The 16,117-nt window shown below is 71.0% G+C and carries 17 protein-coding genes; 10 read left to right on the forward strand and 7 right to left on the reverse strand.

Annotated elements, in window-relative coordinates:
* Nucleotides 1-54: 54 nt before the first annotated feature.
* On the reverse strand, nucleotides 55-222 hold the full coding sequence (locus tag V6U90_RS14090) for a hypothetical protein (protein ID WP_334435525.1): 168 nt from the start codon (nucleotides 220-222) through the stop codon (nucleotides 55-57).
* A gap of 309 nt (nucleotides 223-531) precedes the next feature.
* On the opposite strand from V6U90_RS14090, the gene V6U90_RS14095 reads away from it, so the two are divergent.
* The gene (locus V6U90_RS14095; RefSeq protein WP_334435528.1) at nucleotides 532-870 is read left to right on the forward strand and encodes a hydroxyisourate hydrolase; all 339 of its coding nucleotides are present in this window, start codon (nucleotides 532-534) and stop codon (nucleotides 868-870) included.
* 75 nt (nucleotides 871-945) lie between these two features.
* On the forward strand, nucleotides 946-3,720 hold the full coding sequence (locus V6U90_RS14100) for a helix-turn-helix transcriptional regulator (protein WP_334435531.1): 2,775 nt from the start codon (nucleotides 946-948) through the stop codon (nucleotides 3,718-3,720).
* A 66-nt stretch (nucleotides 3,721-3,786) separates the two neighbouring features.
* Here the strand turns inward: V6U90_RS14100 and V6U90_RS14105 are convergent, their stop codons facing one another.
* From V6U90_RS14105 to V6U90_RS14115, 3 genes are all read right to left on the reverse strand, one after another.
* Entirely contained in the window at nucleotides 3,787-4,509 is a 723-nt protein-coding gene (locus tag V6U90_RS14105; RefSeq protein ID WP_334435534.1) for a 4'-phosphopantetheinyl transferase family protein, read from the reverse strand.
* The gene (locus V6U90_RS14110) at nucleotides 4,506-5,360 is read right to left on the reverse strand and encodes a metallophosphoesterase family protein (protein ID WP_334435536.1); all 855 of its coding nucleotides are present in this window, start codon (nucleotides 5,358-5,360) and stop codon (nucleotides 4,506-4,508) included. The genes V6U90_RS14105 and V6U90_RS14110 overlap by 4 nt, the downstream gene beginning before the upstream one ends.
* A 130-nt stretch (nucleotides 5,361-5,490) precedes the next feature.
* Nucleotides 5,491-5,805, reverse strand: a complete 315-nt coding sequence (locus V6U90_RS14115; protein ID WP_334435539.1) for a DUF5988 family protein — start codon at nucleotides 5,803-5,805, stop codon at nucleotides 5,491-5,493.
* Nucleotides 5,806-6,214: 409 nt separating this feature from the next.
* On the opposite strand from V6U90_RS14115, the gene V6U90_RS14120 reads away from it, so the two are divergent.
* The 7 genes from V6U90_RS14120 to V6U90_RS14150 all read left to right on the forward strand — a co-directional run bounded on the left by V6U90_RS14120 (nucleotide 6,215) and on the right by V6U90_RS14150 (nucleotide 11,528).
* Entirely contained in the window at nucleotides 6,215-6,841 is a 627-nt protein-coding gene (locus V6U90_RS14120) for a hypothetical protein (RefSeq protein WP_334435542.1), read from the forward strand.
* Nucleotides 6,838-7,824 (forward strand): hypothetical protein, encoded by a 987-nt coding sequence (locus V6U90_RS14125; protein ID WP_334435545.1) that lies wholly within the window; start codon nucleotides 6,838-6,840, stop codon nucleotides 7,822-7,824. The genes V6U90_RS14120 and V6U90_RS14125 overlap by 4 nt, the downstream gene beginning before the upstream one ends.
* 11 nt (nucleotides 7,825-7,835) lie before the next feature.
* Entirely contained in the window at nucleotides 7,836-8,090 is a 255-nt protein-coding gene (locus tag V6U90_RS14130; protein WP_334435548.1) for an acyl carrier protein, read from the forward strand.
* A 31-nt stretch (nucleotides 8,091-8,121) separates the two neighbouring features.
* Nucleotides 8,122-9,384, forward strand: a complete 1,263-nt coding sequence (locus V6U90_RS14135) for an aspartate aminotransferase family protein (protein ID WP_334435551.1) — start codon at nucleotides 8,122-8,124, stop codon at nucleotides 9,382-9,384.
* Nucleotides 9,377-9,826 carry a type II toxin-antitoxin system RatA family toxin gene (locus tag V6U90_RS14140; RefSeq protein ID WP_334435554.1) on the forward strand — a complete coding sequence of 150 codons (450 nt, stop codon included), beginning with the start codon at nucleotides 9,377-9,379 and terminating at the stop codon, nucleotides 9,824-9,826. Before V6U90_RS14135 ends, V6U90_RS14140 begins: the two co-directional genes overlap by 8 nt.
* On the forward strand, nucleotides 9,823-10,905 hold the full coding sequence (locus V6U90_RS14145; RefSeq protein WP_334435556.1) for an SDR family oxidoreductase: 1,083 nt from the start codon (nucleotides 9,823-9,825) through the stop codon (nucleotides 10,903-10,905). The genes V6U90_RS14140 and V6U90_RS14145 overlap by 4 nt, the downstream gene beginning before the upstream one ends.
* A gap of 113 nt (nucleotides 10,906-11,018) precedes the next feature.
* Nucleotides 11,019-11,528 carry a flavin reductase family protein gene (locus V6U90_RS14150; RefSeq protein ID WP_334435558.1) on the forward strand — a complete coding sequence of 170 codons (510 nt, stop codon included), beginning with the start codon at nucleotides 11,019-11,021 and terminating at the stop codon, nucleotides 11,526-11,528.
* A 412-nt stretch (nucleotides 11,529-11,940) separates the two neighbouring features.
* On the opposite strand, the gene V6U90_RS14155 is transcribed toward V6U90_RS14150, so the two are convergent.
* The 3 genes from V6U90_RS14155 to V6U90_RS14165 all read right to left on the reverse strand — a co-directional run bounded on the left by V6U90_RS14155 (nucleotide 11,941) and on the right by V6U90_RS14165 (nucleotide 14,708).
* Nucleotides 11,941-12,300 carry a hypothetical protein gene (locus tag V6U90_RS14155; protein ID WP_334435560.1) on the reverse strand — a complete coding sequence of 120 codons (360 nt, stop codon included), beginning with the start codon at nucleotides 12,298-12,300 and terminating at the stop codon, nucleotides 11,941-11,943.
* Nucleotides 12,301-12,434: 134 nt separating this feature from the next.
* On the reverse strand, nucleotides 12,435-13,877 hold the full coding sequence (locus V6U90_RS14160; protein WP_334435563.1) for an acyl-CoA carboxylase subunit beta: 1,443 nt from the start codon (nucleotides 13,875-13,877) through the stop codon (nucleotides 12,435-12,437).
* 279 nt (nucleotides 13,878-14,156) lie between these two features.
* The gene (locus V6U90_RS14165) at nucleotides 14,157-14,708 is read right to left on the reverse strand and encodes a hypothetical protein (protein WP_334435565.1); all 552 of its coding nucleotides are present in this window, start codon (nucleotides 14,706-14,708) and stop codon (nucleotides 14,157-14,159) included.
* 574 nt (nucleotides 14,709-15,282) lie between these two features.
* Here V6U90_RS14165 and V6U90_RS14170 point away from each other — a divergent pair.
* Complete coding sequence (locus V6U90_RS14170) at nucleotides 15,283-16,113, forward strand: hypothetical protein (RefSeq protein WP_334435567.1); 831 nt, start codon at nucleotides 15,283-15,285, stop codon at nucleotides 16,111-16,113.
* Nucleotides 16,114-16,117 lie beyond the last annotated feature (4 nt).

Here is a 16,117-nt window from a genome sequence, read left to right on the forward strand (position 1 = left end):
CGCCCACCCGTGCGTACCGGGTAGCGACGGTCCACATCGGACCTATTGCGCTGCTCACCCCCAGGGGGTGTTGTCCCTCTGCGGTGGAGGGCTGGTGACGGTCGAGGTCGGCGAGGTCGGGTCGGCCGAAGCCGCAGTCGTGCCGGCAAGGGTGAAGGCGGCAGCCGCAGCGGCGATGATCGCGCAGATCCTGATTGCGGCCTTGGGGGTGGTGCGTCGCATTCCTGCCTACTCTCCTAGGTCCGATCCGGCCCCGCGCCACAGGCGCCTGGCCGTCGCTGTGTACCAACGTAGGTCATCAGCTAATCGATCGGTTATCCCTGGGTTTAACTCATGGCATCCGGCGCGTGCCGACCCCACCCGTGGACCGGCCGCCCCGGCGCAACCCCTTCACGCCCGGATAGCCCCTTGAAGGCGCACCGATAAGGGGACACCGAAGTCTGTACGACGTAGAGAGTCGGAAGGTCCGGCTCGCCCGTTCGTTGATGATGGCCGCCGTACCGGCGGGTCGGACAAGTCAAGTGAGTGCAGATGAGCGTCTCCGCCCAGGTTTTGGACGGTATCTACGGTCGACCAGCGGTGGGCATCCGGGCCCGGCTGGAACGCACGGCCGAAGCGGGATGGGAGCACATCAGTACGGCCGAGACAGACACCGACGGTCAGATCAACGAGTGGACGCGGGAACAGATGGAGGGGGGACCGTACCGGATCGTCTTCGACAGCGACCGGTACTTCGCATGTCTGGGCATCGACGCGGCCTACCCGGAGATCGCGGTCATCTTCCGCGCCCGGAGCGGAGCACGTACCTGTCACATCCAGGTTCTGCTCACGCCGTACTCGTACTCCATGTACTTCGGCACGCGTGCGTGACCTACCGCACCGCCTGAGTCGAAGCTCCCCCACCACAACGAGTCGGACAACATCGTGTTGCCAAGGAGGCACAGGTTGAGACTGGTCGAGCGGGATGAGGCAGTCTCCTCCCTCAACGAACTACTGTCCGCCGTGATCGCGGGTCGGGGCCGGGTGGCCATGGTCACCGGCGCCGTGGCGACCGGCCGGAGCGAACTGCTGAGCGCCTTCGTCGACCAGGCGGTCGACCAGGGGGCCCTGGCCGTCACGGCGGCCGGTGCGCGTACCGAACGGGACCTGCCGTTCGGGGTGCTGAGCCAGCTGGTGCACGACGCCCCGCTGCGGGCCGAGGAGCGCACCCGGGCGATGGAACTGCTCGCCGAGGGGATCCGGGGCGCCACCCGGACCGGTCAGCCGGACGGGGGGCAGATCGACATCCAGACGGTGCACGCGCTCTGCACCGTCCTGCTCGACCTGGCCGAGAAGAGCCCGCTGGTACTGGTGGTGGACGACCTGCACCACGCGGACCAGGCCTCCATGGTGTGCCTGTCCTACCTGGCCCGCCGGGTGCGCGGGGCCCGGGTGCTGATGCTGTTCAGCCGGGCCGAGTACGGCCAACCGGGCGAGCCGCTGCTCCGTGACGAGTTGCTCCGCCCCGGCTACAGCAGCACCATCCGGCTGGCCCCGCTCACCGCTGGCGGGGTACGTCGTACCGCCGAGTCGGTGGTGGGCCAGGCCGCCGCCGCCCGGTTCTCCGCCGAGTGGTACGCCCTCAGCGGCGGCAACCCGCGACTGCTCGGCGCCCTGCTGGAGGACCACCAGCAGGCCACCGGTGCCGACGCCGACCCGCCGGCCGAGGTGGCGGTCGGTGACCGGTACGCCCAGGCCGTGGTGGCCTGCCTGCACCGGGGTGGCCCGCACGTGCTGCGGGTGGCCCGGGGGGTCGCCGTGCTCGGCGAGTCCGACTCGCTGAGCCGGCTGCTCGACGTCGACACCGAGTCGGCGGTCCGCACGGTACGGGCGCTCGCGGCGGCCGGTGTGCTCACCCCGGGTGGGTTCCGGCACCCGGCGGCCCGGGCTGCGGTCCTCGCCGAACTCGACAACGACGAGCGGATCGCCCTGCACAGCCGGGCCGCGGTGCTCGCCTACGACCGGGGCGCCGCGCCCTGCGTGGTGGCGGAGCACCTGGTCCGGGCCGGTCACGTCGGCGAGCCGTGGGGCATCGCGGTGCTGGAGGACGCGGCCCGGCAGGCGTTGCGCGAGGGCCGGGTCCCGTCGGCCGTGGAGTGCCTCCAGCTCGCCTGGCGGTCCTGTGTCGACGAGCAGCGGCAGGCGAGGATCATGACCACCCTGGTCCGTGCCGAGTGGCGGATCAACCCGAGCCTGGCCGCCGGTTACCTGCCGCAGCTCATCGACGCCATGCGGCGTGGCCTGCTGCGCGGCGGCGACACGGTGGTCCTGGCCAAGGTGCTGCTCTGGCACGGCCGGTTCGCCGAGGCCCGGGATGTGCTGGAGAAGCTCAACGACACCGGCATCGGCCTGGACCCGGACACCGTCGCCGAACTGGCCATCACCCGGCCCTGGCTGCGCTGCTCGTACCCGCCGTTCCTGACCCACCTGCGGCAGGCCCCGGCCGCGGTGACCACGGTGGCCGCCAGTCGTCGGCTGGAGGCCGCCAGCTCCCTGGCCACCGTGCTGACCAAGGGCCTGACCGGCGAACTCGCCACCGAGGTCGAGCGGATCCTGCGCGGCTCCCGACTCGACGAGATGACCCTGGACACCGTGGAGAGTGCCCTGCTCTCCCTGGTCTACGGCGGGCAGGCGGAACGCGCCGCGCCCTGGTGCGACCTGTTCGTCGAGGAGGCGCAGAACCGGCGCGCGCCGAGCCGGCAGGCCCGGCTGCTGGCGGTCCGTTCGGAGATCGCGATGCGGCTCGGGGACCTGCCCGGTGCGGAGCGGTACGCCCGGCAGGCGCTGCGGCTGATGCCGCCGAGTAGCTGGGGGGTGGCCGTGGGCCTCCCGCTGGCCAACCTGATGCTCGCCGCGACCGCCATGGGCCGCTTCGACGACGTCCGCGAGCAGCTCGACCAGCCGGTACCGGAGGCGATGTTCCAGACCCGGTACGGCCTGCACTACCTGCACGCGCGGGGCCGGTACAGCCTGGCCGCCGGGCACCTGCCGCTGGCGCTGCGCGACTTCCAGCTCTGCGGCAAGCTGATGGGCGGTTGGGAGCTGGACGTGCCGGGGCTGGTGCCCTGGCGGACCGAGGCCGCCGAGGTGTACCTGCGGATGGGTCGCCCGGACGAGGCCCGCCGGCTGATCGAGGACCAGCTCGGCCGGTGCGGCAAGGAGATGGCCCGGGTACACGGGATCACCCTGCGGCAGCTCGCCTCGGTGAGTCACGTCCGGCACCGGCCGATGCTGCTCCGCCAGGCGGCGGACCTGCTCCAGGCCGGTGGCGACCGGTACGAGATGGCCCGCGCCCTGGTCGACCTGACCGAGGCCTACTACGCCCTCGGCGAGTCGCGGCGGGCCGGCACCATCGGTCGACGCGGCCGGGCCCTGGCCGAGGAGTGCCAGGCCCAGCGGCTGATCCGGGTACTGTCCCGCAACGCCGCCTGGGACGACGGCCCGAACCCGGCGCAGCAGCAACCCGCCCCCGGTGGGGTCACCGCCCTGCTCAGTGACGCCGAACGGCGGGTCGCCGCGCTGGCCGCGGTGGGCTACACCAACCGGGAGATCTCCGAGAAGCTCTACATCACGATCAGCACGGTGGAACAGCACCTGACCCGGACGTACCGGAAGCTGAACGTGACCCGGCGCAGTGAACTGCCGGCCGACCTGGAACTCGACTTCTCCGGCGCGGGCTGACAGTCCTCCGCACAGCGGTACGCGCCGGACGGGTACCACCCGTCCGGCGCGTACCACCCGTCCGGCTCAGGCCGGAGCCGGGACGACCGGCGTGGCCGGCGTGAGCCGGACCGGCGAGTGCCGGGCCGCCAGCATGGTGGGCACCACGATCGCGGTCAGCAGCAGGCCGTCCGAGGCCAGCCACCGGCCGGTGAAGCCGGTCAACTGCCGGCCGTTGACCATCGGCCCGTCGATCAGCAACCGGGCGGAGAAGGTACCGGCCAACGGGTCGATGCTGATCAGTGCCTCCTCGAAGTCCAGGAACCGGTGGGCCAACGGGTACCACGCCTTGTAGACGGATTCCTTGGCGCTGAACAGCAGCCGGTCCCAGTGCACCCGGGAATGCTCCCGGGCCAGCGTCCGGATGTCGTCGCGTTCGGCGCCCAGGGAGACCGCCTCCAGCACACCCTCGGTCAGCGCGGCGTTCGGTTCGGCGTCGATGCCGATGGTCCGGACCCGTTCGGCCTCGCCGATCACCGCGCCCCGGTAGCCGGCGCAGTGGGTGATGCTGCCGACGATCCCCATCGGCCAGCGCGGTTCACCGCGCTGCCCCGGCAGGATCGGTGCCGGTGGCCGGCCGAGCAGCGCCAGGGCCCGCCGGGCACAGAACCGGGCGGTGGTGAACTCCCGGCGGCGCTTCTCCACCGCCTGGCTCACCACCCGCTCCTCGGCGTCGAAGAGTCGGGCGTCAGGCGGGTCGTCGAACATGTCGACGGCCACCACGTAGGCCGGAAGGATGGATTCGATCATGCATTCTCCTCCGCAGGGAGGACCACTCTGAGGTGGTCGCCATGCCGTCCGTACATCTCGCGTTCCCGCGGGTAACCGAGGGAGACCTCCACGAACGGGACGTCGTCGGCCCAGGTCGTACGCGGGATGTGCAGGTGTCCGTAGACCACGGCCCGGGCCCGGTAGCGCCGGTGCCAGTCGGCGGTCCGGGTGGTGCCGCACCACTGGGCGAACTGCGGGTAGCGCAGCACCTCCGTCGGCTCCCGGGTCATCGGGAAGTGGTTGACCAGTACGGTGGGCAGCGCCGGATCCAGGGCGTCCAGCCGGCGCTCGGTCTGGCGTACCCGGGCGGCGCACCAGGTGTCCGCGTCCGGGTACGGATCGGGATGCAGCAGGAACTCGTCGGTGCAGACCACCCCCGACCGGTGCGCCCAGGCCAGCGACTCCTGCTTGCTGGTGCCGGCCGCCCGGAAGCTGTAGTCGTAGAGCAGGAAGAGCGGGGCGACGACGACCGGGCCGCCCGGACCGGTCCACACCGGGTACGGGTCCTCGGGCGTCACCACCCCGAGGTCACGGCAGAGCCCGACCAGGTGCTGGTAGCGCTGCTCGCCCCGCAGTTGGACCGGGTCGTCCCGGGGGGTCCAGAGTTCGTGGTTGCCGGGTGTCCAGACCACCGTGGCGAACCGTTCCCTGAGCAGGCCGAGGGCCCACGCCACGTCGGCGACGTGTTCGCCGACGTCCCCCGCCACGATCAACCAGTCCTGGTCGGAGGTGGGGCGTAGGCCGGCGACGATCTCCCGGTTTGCGGGATAACCGACGTGCAGGTCACTGATCGCCAGCAGGTTGCCGCCCTTGGCGTCATTGGTACTCACCGGGCGAGCGTATGGGCCGAAAAATTGCCCCGGAACGGCTGCAATTTGGTTCTAGGGTGGCCCGGCCGACATTAAGGGCGGTTAGGGGTCGACGCCTTTTCCATGTATCCCCGGCCCGATCGGATCGGTGTTACTCGGCGATTTTCGTCCGACTCGTCCAGCGGAACACATTGGACCGTCCGCCCGGGGTGAAGACCCGTTCGAAGTGTTCGTATCCCCCGTGGTGGCTGATCCGCAGCCGGCCCTCGGCGGCCAGCGGTGCGGTGACCACCAGGGTGCGGGGCAGACCGGCCGGGCCGCCCTCCAGTACCACCGACACCCCGTCGATCCGCCGGGCGGCGGCCACCTGGTCCGCCGGCCGGTTGGCGCCGAGCTGGCCGGCCCGGGGCGGTGCCAGTAGCGTGGAGGTGGGGGCCGACGAGCTGAAACTGCTACTTTCGGGCATGGGAACCGCCTTCGCGTCGCATGGTTTCTCGACTACCTCGGTAGGGCGGGTGCCGGCAGGGTCGCCTGGCCACTACCCACCTGTGTCAAGGATCACCGGAATTGGCGGCGGGAGACATCCCCTAGGCACCCCTGACGCCTTCGGCGGAAAAGCCCGCCCCCCGGTACCGTATCCGTGCCCGTTCCGTCACCAACGGTGACGAAATCGTCTCCCGGGTGGCCCTCCGGAGCAGTGGAATGACCCCTAACAATCGCCCCGGAAAGCCGGCCCCCGGCCCCTAAACGAATGCCTTTTCGTTGACACGCATCAGACGCGGTGATGTTCTGCTGCTCACCCGAAAAGTAGCAGGACCAGCAGGACATTGAATCCGGCGCCCTGCGAACGACACGTCAGGGAGTCAGGGGACCCGATGAGCGTGGCGACAGAAAACCAACTGAAGGCCCGCGATCTGGATCGCGGCGACAATCTTGCAGCAGCCCGCGTCTTCACCGCCGCGTTCATGGACGACCCGATCTGGCAGGCGACCGGTCCGACCCGGTCCTGGCACCGTCGGCTGGTACTCACCGCGCTCTACTACGCCGAGGTGCTCATCGCCCGGGGACGGAAGGCGGTGCTGCTCGGCGCGTACCGGGGGGAACGGCTGGACGGGGTGATCATCGTCTTCCCGGACGGGGAGCGGGGACTGCCCTGGTGGGGCTGGGTACTCCGGTCGGTCGCGATCATCCTGGCCGGTCCCCGGGTCACCGCGCGCAGCCTGACGGTGTCGAACGCGCTGGACCGGCTGCACCCGAAGCAGGCGCACGCCCACTTCTGGCTGATCGGCTCCCGGCCCGACTCGCTGGGCGCCGGCTATCTGCTCATGCGCGCCGCCACCGCCCGGATCGACCGGATCGGCCGGCCCGGCTACCTGGAGGCGACCTCACCGGAGATGGCCGAGGTCAAGGAACTGCTCGGCTGGCGGGTCCGGGAGCGGTACACACTGCCGACCGGCGCGGTGGTCACCACCATGTGGCGCGACTGCCCGAGCCGGGTATGAGCGCCGAAGGGCTGCACCGCTCACTCGCCCTGCTCTACCCGATCCCGGCCCGGCACCGGCGGGCGGACACCGGGCGGGCGGAGGCCGGGCAACTGCTCGGCTGCGACGACGCCACCCTGACCGACCTCGTCCGGCACGGGCTCCCCGGCACCGGTGAGCTGGGCCGGGAACGATTCGACTCCCGTGACCTGTTCAACCTGGGCCTCTACGCCGGTACCGGCCAGAGCATGTCCGAGCAGGTCTTCGTCTTCGCGCTGCGCTGGATGCGGGCCCGTACCGAGGCGCAACTCGTCCCGCGTACCGCAGCCTTCTCGGCCCGGGTCGAGTGCGACGCACCGGACGGGTGCGGCGACGCGCCACGCAGCGTGCTGGCCCGGCCACTGCCCAAGGAGTACGACGGCGACCTCACCGACTACGCCACCGAACCGGCGGACGCCGGCGACGACGAGACGGTCGTCTCCGCCAGCCCGGCGTTGGGCATCTCGGCGACCCTCCAGACCCGGGGGGAACTGCTGCCGCTGCGGTCCGCCGGGGCCCGGGCGGCGATGCGCGAGTTCCTCGGCACCGACCTGCGCTGGGTCAAGCTGCCCGAGGACCTCCAGGCGGACGTCGACCTGATGCTCGACCGGAGGGTGGCCAGCTGCGCGTCGGCCAGCCGCTGGCTGCGGCAGCTCTGCGTCGAGGCGGGCGTCCCGGCGACCACCCGGATGGGCTGGGTGGTCGGGATGGAGATGGTGCACGCCTGGGTCGAGATCGAGGACACCGACGGACTGACCAAGGTGCTCGACCCGATCTTCGCCCTCTTCGCCGCCATGGTCCCCGGCGCCAATCCGGTCTTCCGGGACCCCGACCAGGCGCTACGGACCAACCGGCTGGTGCCGACCGCGTTGGCGGCAGGGGAGCCGCTGGCCCGGCACAGCTGCGGCGGGCGGACCGTACCCGCCCGTCTGACCACCAAGATCCTGCCCAAGGTCAGCTTGTAGGAGAGAGACCGATGATCCAGCAACGCGTCCGCGAAGTCTTCGCATCCGTATTCGACCGCGCGCTGGCCGACCTGCCGGAGCGGCTCGACCCGCAGACGGTCGACGGCTGGACCTCACTGCGCCACCTGCGCTTCGTCATCGCACTGGAGAACGAGTTCGGCATCGAGATCGATCCGGACGTCGTACCGGCCCTGGTCTCCGACACCGCCGTCGTGGACCTCCTCACCCGCGAACTCGACACCGCCGGTGCCGGGCAACCCGCGTGACACCCCGGACACCGAAGGAGCACGGTCGACCGTGAGCACCGGCTTTCTGACCCGCTACGCCGCCGCCTTCGGCAGGTCCGAGGCGCTGATGCGCCGCCTCTCCGGCCTGCTCGGTGGCGAGGTGGCTGCCGAGGGCGCCTGGATCGTCGACACCAGCGGCCGGCGCTGGCTCGACTTCGGTTCCTTCGGGCTGCACCTGCTGGGTCACCGGCATCCCGCGGTGACCGCCGCAGCGACCAAGCAGTTGGACCTGATGGGACTCTCCGGCAAGGTGCTCGGCAACGACGCCGCCACCCGGTGCGCCGAGGCGCTCATCAACGCCACCCCGGCCAACCTGGACCGGGCAGTACTGGCCAACACCGGTGCCGAGGCCGTCGACATGGCGGTCAAGATGGTGTTGCTGGCCACCGGCCGGGACGAGTTCCTGGCCTTCCGCCGCTCCTACCACGGCAAGACCATGGGGGCGCTCAGCCTCTCCGACGCGGCCGGCGGCGGGGACCGGTTCGGACTGCGCAACAAGGTCCACTTCCTCGAACCCGACGACATCGGCCCGGTACGCGACCTGCTCGCCACCGGCCGGATCGCCGGTGTCTTCATCGAACCGGTACAGGGTGAGGGCGGTATCCGCCCGGTGGCCCGGGAGTTCCTGGAGCAGCTACGCCAGGTCTGCACCACCACCGGCACGCCGCTGGTCCTCGACGAGATCCAGACCGGCCTCGGCCGGTGCGGCCGGCGCTGGCGCTCCGCCGACGACTGCCGGCCGGACCTGCTCCTGGTCGGTAAGACCCTCGGCGGCGGCCTGCTACCGGTCTCGGCCGTGGTGTTCAGCAGCGCCACCATCGGTGCCACCGCCACCGACCCGGTCGTGCTCGCCTCGTCGTTCGCCGGTGGCGCCCTGGCCGCCACCGTCGGCGAGACCGTCGTCGACCTGGTCTGCGACGAGCATCTGCTGGACCGGGTACGCGACCTCGGGCTGACCGCCCGCACCAGGCTGGCCGAGGGGCTGGCCGGCAACCCCCGGGTCCGCGAGGTCCGGGGTGAGGGCCTGATGATCGGCGTCGAACTGGACGACCCGGCGCTCGCCGGCAACGTCGTGATCGAGGCGGCCCGCCGGAACCTGCTGATCAGTTTCTGCCTGAGCCGCCCCAGCGTGATCCGGATCTACCCGCCGGTGGTCATCGACCGGGCCGAGCTGATCGACGGCCTCGACGCCTTCGTCGGGGCGGTGAATGCCGCGTCGCTGCCGGCTGCGGCGGCGACTTCTCCGAGCTTAGACAGAGGTGACCATGCCTAGAGTTCACGCCGCACACGACATCCGGGGCGCGGCGATCGACGATGTGTGGAACGTGGTGTCCGCATTCGAGCGCTACCCGGCGGTGATGCCGAACGTGCTCAGCGTCGACATCCTCGAACGGTCCGGCCGCGAGGCGGTCAGCGCCTGGCGGGTCCTGCTCGACGGCACCGAGATGACCTGGGAGGAGCGGGACGTCTTCGACGCGCCGCACCGGATCACCTTCAACCAGGTCGACGGCGACCTGGCGGTGTTCCGGGGCGACTGGCAACTCACCGATCTCGGGGACCGGGTCCGGGTCGAGCTGACCCTGGAGTTCGACCTGGGCATCCCGTCGCTCTCGGCGGTCCTCGACCCGCTCGGCGCCCAGGCCATCGAGGCCAACTCACGGGGCATGCTGGCCGCGATCGGCGAGCAGCTCACCGCCCTTGAGAAGGTCGCATGAGCGGCGGACGGATCCTGGTCACCGGCCTCGGTGGGGCGCTTGGCAGCGAACTGGCCCAGCGGCTCACCGCACTCGCCGGCAACGCCGAACTGGTCGGGGTCTTCTCCAGCAACCGGTCCCGGGACCGGTTCCTGGAGCGGGCCGACCCGGTGCTCCGGGTGGTACTCCGCGCCGAGGTCTGCGACCTCAGCGACGCCACCGCGGTCGCCGCCCTCGCCAACCGGCTGGGGCGGGTACACCGCACTCTGGTCGCGCACGTCGCGGCGAACGTGAGCTGGACCCTGCCGCTGGCCGACGCGGTACGCGCCAACGTCGACGTGACCCGTCACGTCGCCACCCTGGCCCGGCGAACCTCGGCGGCCACCCGGTTCATCTACGTCTCCTCGGCGTTCACCGCCACCGAGAACTGGCGCTATCGCAACACCTACGAGGAGTCCAAGGCCGCCGCCGAGCGGATGCTCCGGGCCGACTTCGCCGACCTGACCCTCTCGGTCTTCGCGTGCAGTCTGGTCGTCGGGCACAGCCGCACCGGCAGCATCTCCCGGTTCCACGGCATCTACCCGCTGGTGCGCCTCATCGAGCGGTACGAACTCCCGGTCATCCCGGCCGGCCGGAACCACCGGATGGACATCGTCCCGGTCGACTGGGTGGCCGAGGAACTGTTCCAGCTCATGGTGGACCAGCTCGCCGGTCGTGGACCCCGGGACGTGGTCGCCTCGGCGGGGTCGGCGGCACCGCTGATGACCGACCTGGTGCCGCAGGTCGTGGCGGTGCTCAACCGGCACCGGCTGATCGAGGGCCGGCCGATCATGAGTCAGGTCGCCGTGCTCGGCATGCGCCAGTACGACTTCCTGCGGCGGTCGCTGGACAGCTGGCAGGTGGGGAACGTGCGGATGCCGAATCCCCGGGTGCTCGACCGGGTGATGGCTACCTACCGTCCGTACCTGGAGGACGGCAACGTGCTCCCGCCCACCGGGACCACGGCGCCGGTCCCGGCGTACGCGGACTACCTGGACCCGGTCATCTCGTTCTGGCTCGACCGGTCCCGCCGGGACGAGCGTCAGCTCTCGACGGTCTGAGGCGCGGCGGTCGGACCCTCCCGGCCCGCTGTCGTGCCGCCACCGTCGCCGATCCGCCACCGTCTGCGCAAAGGAGCCCCCATGCCGAAGCATCGGAACCAGGTGGGAGTGGAATGACCACCGTGGAGATCGAAGCACCCATCGGTCAGCCGGTCGACGACCAGCTGTTCCGGACCTGGTTCCGGCGCCAAGCGTCGAGTGTCGTGGTGGTCACCGTCGCCGGCGATCCCCCCGCCGGCTTCACCGCCACCTCGTTCACCTCGCTGTCCCTGCACCCGCCGCTGGTCTCGGTCTGCCTGAACCGGGACTCGTCGAGCTGGCCGGCGATGGTCCGGGCCGGGCACATCGGCGTACACCTGCTCGGGGCGGACCAGTCGGCGGTGGCCGGCACCTTCGCCACCCACGGCATCGACCGGTTCGCCGCCCACCGGGACTGGCGGTACGGCCCACGGGGCGTGCCGCTGCTCGACGGGGCCCTGGGCTGGCTGCTCTGCCGGGTGACCCAGTTCGTCCCGGCCGGCGACCACGCCATCGTGATCGCCGCCCCGCTGCTGGGCAGCCACGAGCCGGCCGGCGAACCGTTGCTCTACCACGACGGGCACTACACCCGGCCCGCCCACTGAGTGCCCCACCGCACCACCTGCCCGGCCCGGTCGATCGCCTCGACCGGGCCGGATCGTTGGTACGGCCTACCGGCTTGCGCGTTCGGCGGCGCGTGCCGCCAGTCGCTGGTGGTTCGATGATGCCCCACCGGGTGGCCGGCTGGCCCTACGGGCGGTCGCGGCCATCGCGGTCACCCACCCACCTGTGCCCGCTTTGCTCTGCTTCAGCGGAGGCAACAGTAACCTTCCGTCACCGGCTCGCCGCCCCGCCGGACCGACCGGGATAGCAGAACCCCAGCTCAGCGCAGGTGTTTCCGTTGTTGAAGCAGAGCAAAGCGTCGAGGGTCAGGTTGGCGACCGCCGGACTGGCCCCTACTCCGCGTTACGAAGTGACGTGGTGGCCCGCAGGGAGAAGCGGCCAGGCCGGCAGCGGTCAGGGCCGGGGCGGGACGTGCGGGCGGCGGCGCCGGCGCGCCGGTCCGGTCCGCCGGACCACCGGCGCGGCCGGGGCCCTCGTCTCGGCCGTCTCCCAGTAGCGCACGAAACCGGCCGCCCGCAGCAGGTCGACCCAGGCGTCCAGATCGGACCGGACGGTCTCGATGTCGGTCTCCCAGGCACGGGCGAGGGTTTCGGCCGCGGCGACGCAGTCGCCGTCGTGCTGGCGCAACGCGATCCAGATGGCCGTGCAGGCCGGATGGCAGCGCAGGGACTCGCCGGTCAGATCGGAGCGCAGCTCCAGCTGGCCGTCGGCCAGGACCGTCGGGGTCAGACCCGGTACCGGTAGTACTCGCACGTATTCCCCTCCGGTTCTCGGCCCGACGGCGCTGATGACCCGGCGGCGGAGCTGGGTACACCGGAGCGACCATCGGGAGCGCACCTCACCCGATTGTCCGCCATGTCCGGCGTCCCGGTCTCCGCCGCCGGGAGTCACAGGGGGATGTTGCCGTGATGCCCACGGCCGGCCGGAGCGGCGGCCAGCGCCTCGGCGATCCGCCGGACGGTCTCCACCGGCTGGATCACCTCGTCGACGACGCCGAGGTCGAGTGCGCGGCGTACGCCGCCGGAGATCCGCTGCTGCTCCACCACCAGTTCGGTGAGGAGCTGCGGACGGTCCTCCTCGCTGGCCGCGGCCAGCTTCCTCCGGTGCAGGATGCCGACGGCGGCCTCCGCACCCATCACCGCGACCTCCGCGTCGGGCCAGGCCAACACGGCCGTGGCCCCCAGGGACCGGGAGTTCATGGCGATGTACGCGCCGCCGTACGACTTGCGCGTGACCAGGGTGACCCGGGGGACCACCGACTCGGCGAAGGCGTGCAGCAGCTTCGCCCCGCGCCGGATCACCCCGTCCCACTCCTGGTCGGCACCGGGCAGGTAACCGGGTACGTCGACCACCACGACCAGCGGTACGCCGAGCGCATCGCACATCCGCACGAAACGGGACGCCTTCTCGGCGCTCAGCGAGTCCAGGCAGCCGCCCTTGCGGAGCGGGTTGTTGGCGATCACCCCGACCGTCCGGCCGGCGAGCCGGCCCAGGCCGATGACGATGTTCGACGCCCACTTCGGTTGCAGCTCGATCAGGGTGGGCCCGGTCTCCGACGCGTCCAGCAGGTGCTTCAGCAGCGGCCGTACGTCGTAGGCGCGCTTGGGGGAGTCCGGCAGCAGCGCCGAGGGGTCGGCGTCGCCGTCGGTGGTGGGTACGTCGAACCGGCCGGGTCGGGCGAAGAGCTCGGCCAGGTGCCGGGCCTGCCGGTACGCCTCCTCCTCGGTGTTGACCACGATGTGCGCCACCCCGGACCTGCGGGAGTGGGCGTCACCGCCACCGAGCGCCTCCATGTCGATCTGCTCGCCGGTGACGCTCCTGACCACCTCGGGACCGGTGACGAACATCCGGCCGCCCCTGGACATCACCACGATGTCGGTGAGCGCCGGGCCGTAGGCGGCGGCGCCCGCCGCCGGACCGAGCACGACCGAGAGCTGCGGCACCCGACCGGAGGCGCGCACCATGGCGGAGAAGACCCGCCCGACGCCGTCCATCGACTCCACCCCGTCGGCGAGGCGGGCGCCACCGGAGTGCCAGAGGCCGATCACCGGTACCCGGTCGCGGACCGCCACGTCGATGGCGTGCACGATGTGTCGGCAGCCCCGGGCACCCATCGCCCCACCCATGATCGTGGCGTCGGTGCAGTAGGCGATCACCGGATGGCCGGCGATCTGTCCGCGTACCGCGGTGACACCGCTGTCGTCGGGCTCGTGCATCAACCGCAACGTGCCGAAGTCGAGCAGCTGCGCCAGCCGTACGCCCGGGTGCCGGGGGTCGAGGTCGGTGTCCTGCAGGCCGGTCACGCCGACCGCGCTGCTGAGCACCGTCATCGCCGCTCGCCCCACGGCTCGGCGGGTGCGGAACGCAGGTCTGTGCACACGGGGGTCCTCCAGGGAATCAGTCAGTTCGGCGGCTGCCGGGCACCGGCGGGGCGTCGGCCGGTCGGCGTCGCCCGGTGGAGTGCGGCGGGTATCCGGTCACCGAAGCGACATGTCACGTCGTGATCCGGAAGGTTACGGTCGGCCGGGAGCGGCGGAAACCCTTATCCGACCCCAGGTGGGGCGGCCCCGGGGGCACCGCCCCCGATCCGCTCCGGCCGCCGTCGGCGGCTACGCCGATCCCTGCTGCGCGGTCGGTTCCGGGGCGACGGCCGGCTCGGCTGCCGCGCGCCGCTGCTGCTTGTGGTGCTTGTGGCTGTGCATGTACTCGTCCTTGCGACGCAACATCACCAGCCACATGGCCGGCAGCATCAGCACGTGCCCGAGGGTGAACATCGTCCCCCGGCTGATCAGATCCGCCCACATGAACGGGAAGAGGGCGACGAACGGCACGTACATGGCGGGCGCCATCTCCGCGATCGCCGGCCAGCTGCAACCCCGGAACCGCATCCACGCGGACATGCCGATGGTCATGTTGGTGGCCATCACCAGCGCGTGCAGCTCGGCGTTGTCGTGCAGCCGGGGCAACCCGAGCGCCGAGAAGGTGACCGTCCAGAGCGGACCGAGCGCGACCATCCCGACGAACATCGCGATGCACATCTCGACGAAATGCTGGATGAAATAGCGTTTCGACTTTCTGTGTGCCGCGTGGTGGGTCTCGTTCATCGTGGTCGCCCCGATCTGAAGAAAGGCAGTGGAGGTGGTCGTGAACGCCGTATCCATACCACCGGTGGGTGGCGGCGCGCTATAGGGGAAACCGTACGAAATGAACCGGCGGTCCGGCAACCCCTCAATGTCTTTGGCCTTGCGAATTCCACCCGGACGGTGGAACCTGTGCGGCGTCGGGGTGCCCCGGAGGGACCGGCCGTTCCGCCGCCGTCCGGCAGGTCCGGCCCGGTGCCCCGCCGGCGCCGCCCGACCGTTGGTCCGGGCCGCCGTCCCGACCACCGGTCCACAGTGCCCGTCCCGACCCGGACTGGCTGGTCACGACGCGTAGGGGTGCGCCGGGTCCGGTGCGCCGAGTAGGGGTGTACGGCTTCCCGGACCGCTGACTACAGTGACCGATCGTAGACACCCAGGCCATCATTCGCGAATGTCGGAAACAGTCGGAGCGTCGACCGGCAAATTGCTGCCGTCGTTACTTCCGCCGAACCGGCTTCACGAACCGGATCGGTTGACCGGGAACAACTGATCACCGGTCGACCGGGCACCCGGAGGCGGTGTCGCAGTGGGCCGGCCGGTGGTATGTGGGCCCGGATGACGTGCGACGTTGAATCTGCTTCCCGGGGAGGGAATCATGCAGGGCGCAAACTCGTGGGTTGTGTATTCGGACGGGAAGTCGGACTCGATCGTCATCGGGATCGACTTTCCGATCACCGGTCGGGGTGAGGCGGGCTTCGTCGACCTGGCGCCGTTGATCGGCGACGGGTTCGGGCTGTGGGAGACCATGCCGTCGATGGACCTCACCGGTGAGGTCTCCGGAGCCGCCTACGTCGGGGACTGGCTGGCCGAGCTGAAGCGCAGCGGCAAGCACATCCGGGGCATTCTCAGCTTCTGCGCGGGCGCGGCGTTCGTACCCGCCATCGCCCGGGGCATCCGGGAATGGCAGCAGGACATCCCGACGATCATCCTGGTCGACCCGGAGATTCCCGTCCCGATGACCCTGCACATGCAGTTCCAGCGGGCCCTGGAGCGGTTCGCGCCACTGCTGTCCGAGCCGGAGCGGCAGAGTGCCTTCGGCACCGCCGACCGGCTCTACCAGGAGAACTCGCACGACATCACCGCCCTCCAGGCGGCAATCAGCACGGTCTTCCAGGAGATCGGGCACATCGGCTTCGAGCGGGCCGGCATCGACCCCCGGCACGGCGCCGAACTGCTGGTCGCCTTCGACGCGTTCGCCCGCTACCTGGTTGCCGGCGCCCAGGTGCGGGCCGCCGCCGGACCGGTGGGCGAGGAGGAGCGCAAGCCGATCGCCATCAGCTCGAACACCCCGACGAACGGCCTGAACCTGGTGTCCGAGGAGCAGCGGGCCGCCCTGGTGGCAAAGGAGATCCGTTTCGAGATCCCGCACGCCACGCTGCTGAGCAGTCCCGAGGTCGCCCGCACCATCGTCGAGTTGCTGAGCTGAGCCG

The sequence above is a fragment of the Micromonospora sp. CPCC 206060 genome, assembly GCF_036906895.1.
In the GTDB taxonomy this organism is placed as follows: Bacteria; Actinomycetota; Actinomycetes; order Mycobacteriales; family Micromonosporaceae; genus Micromonospora.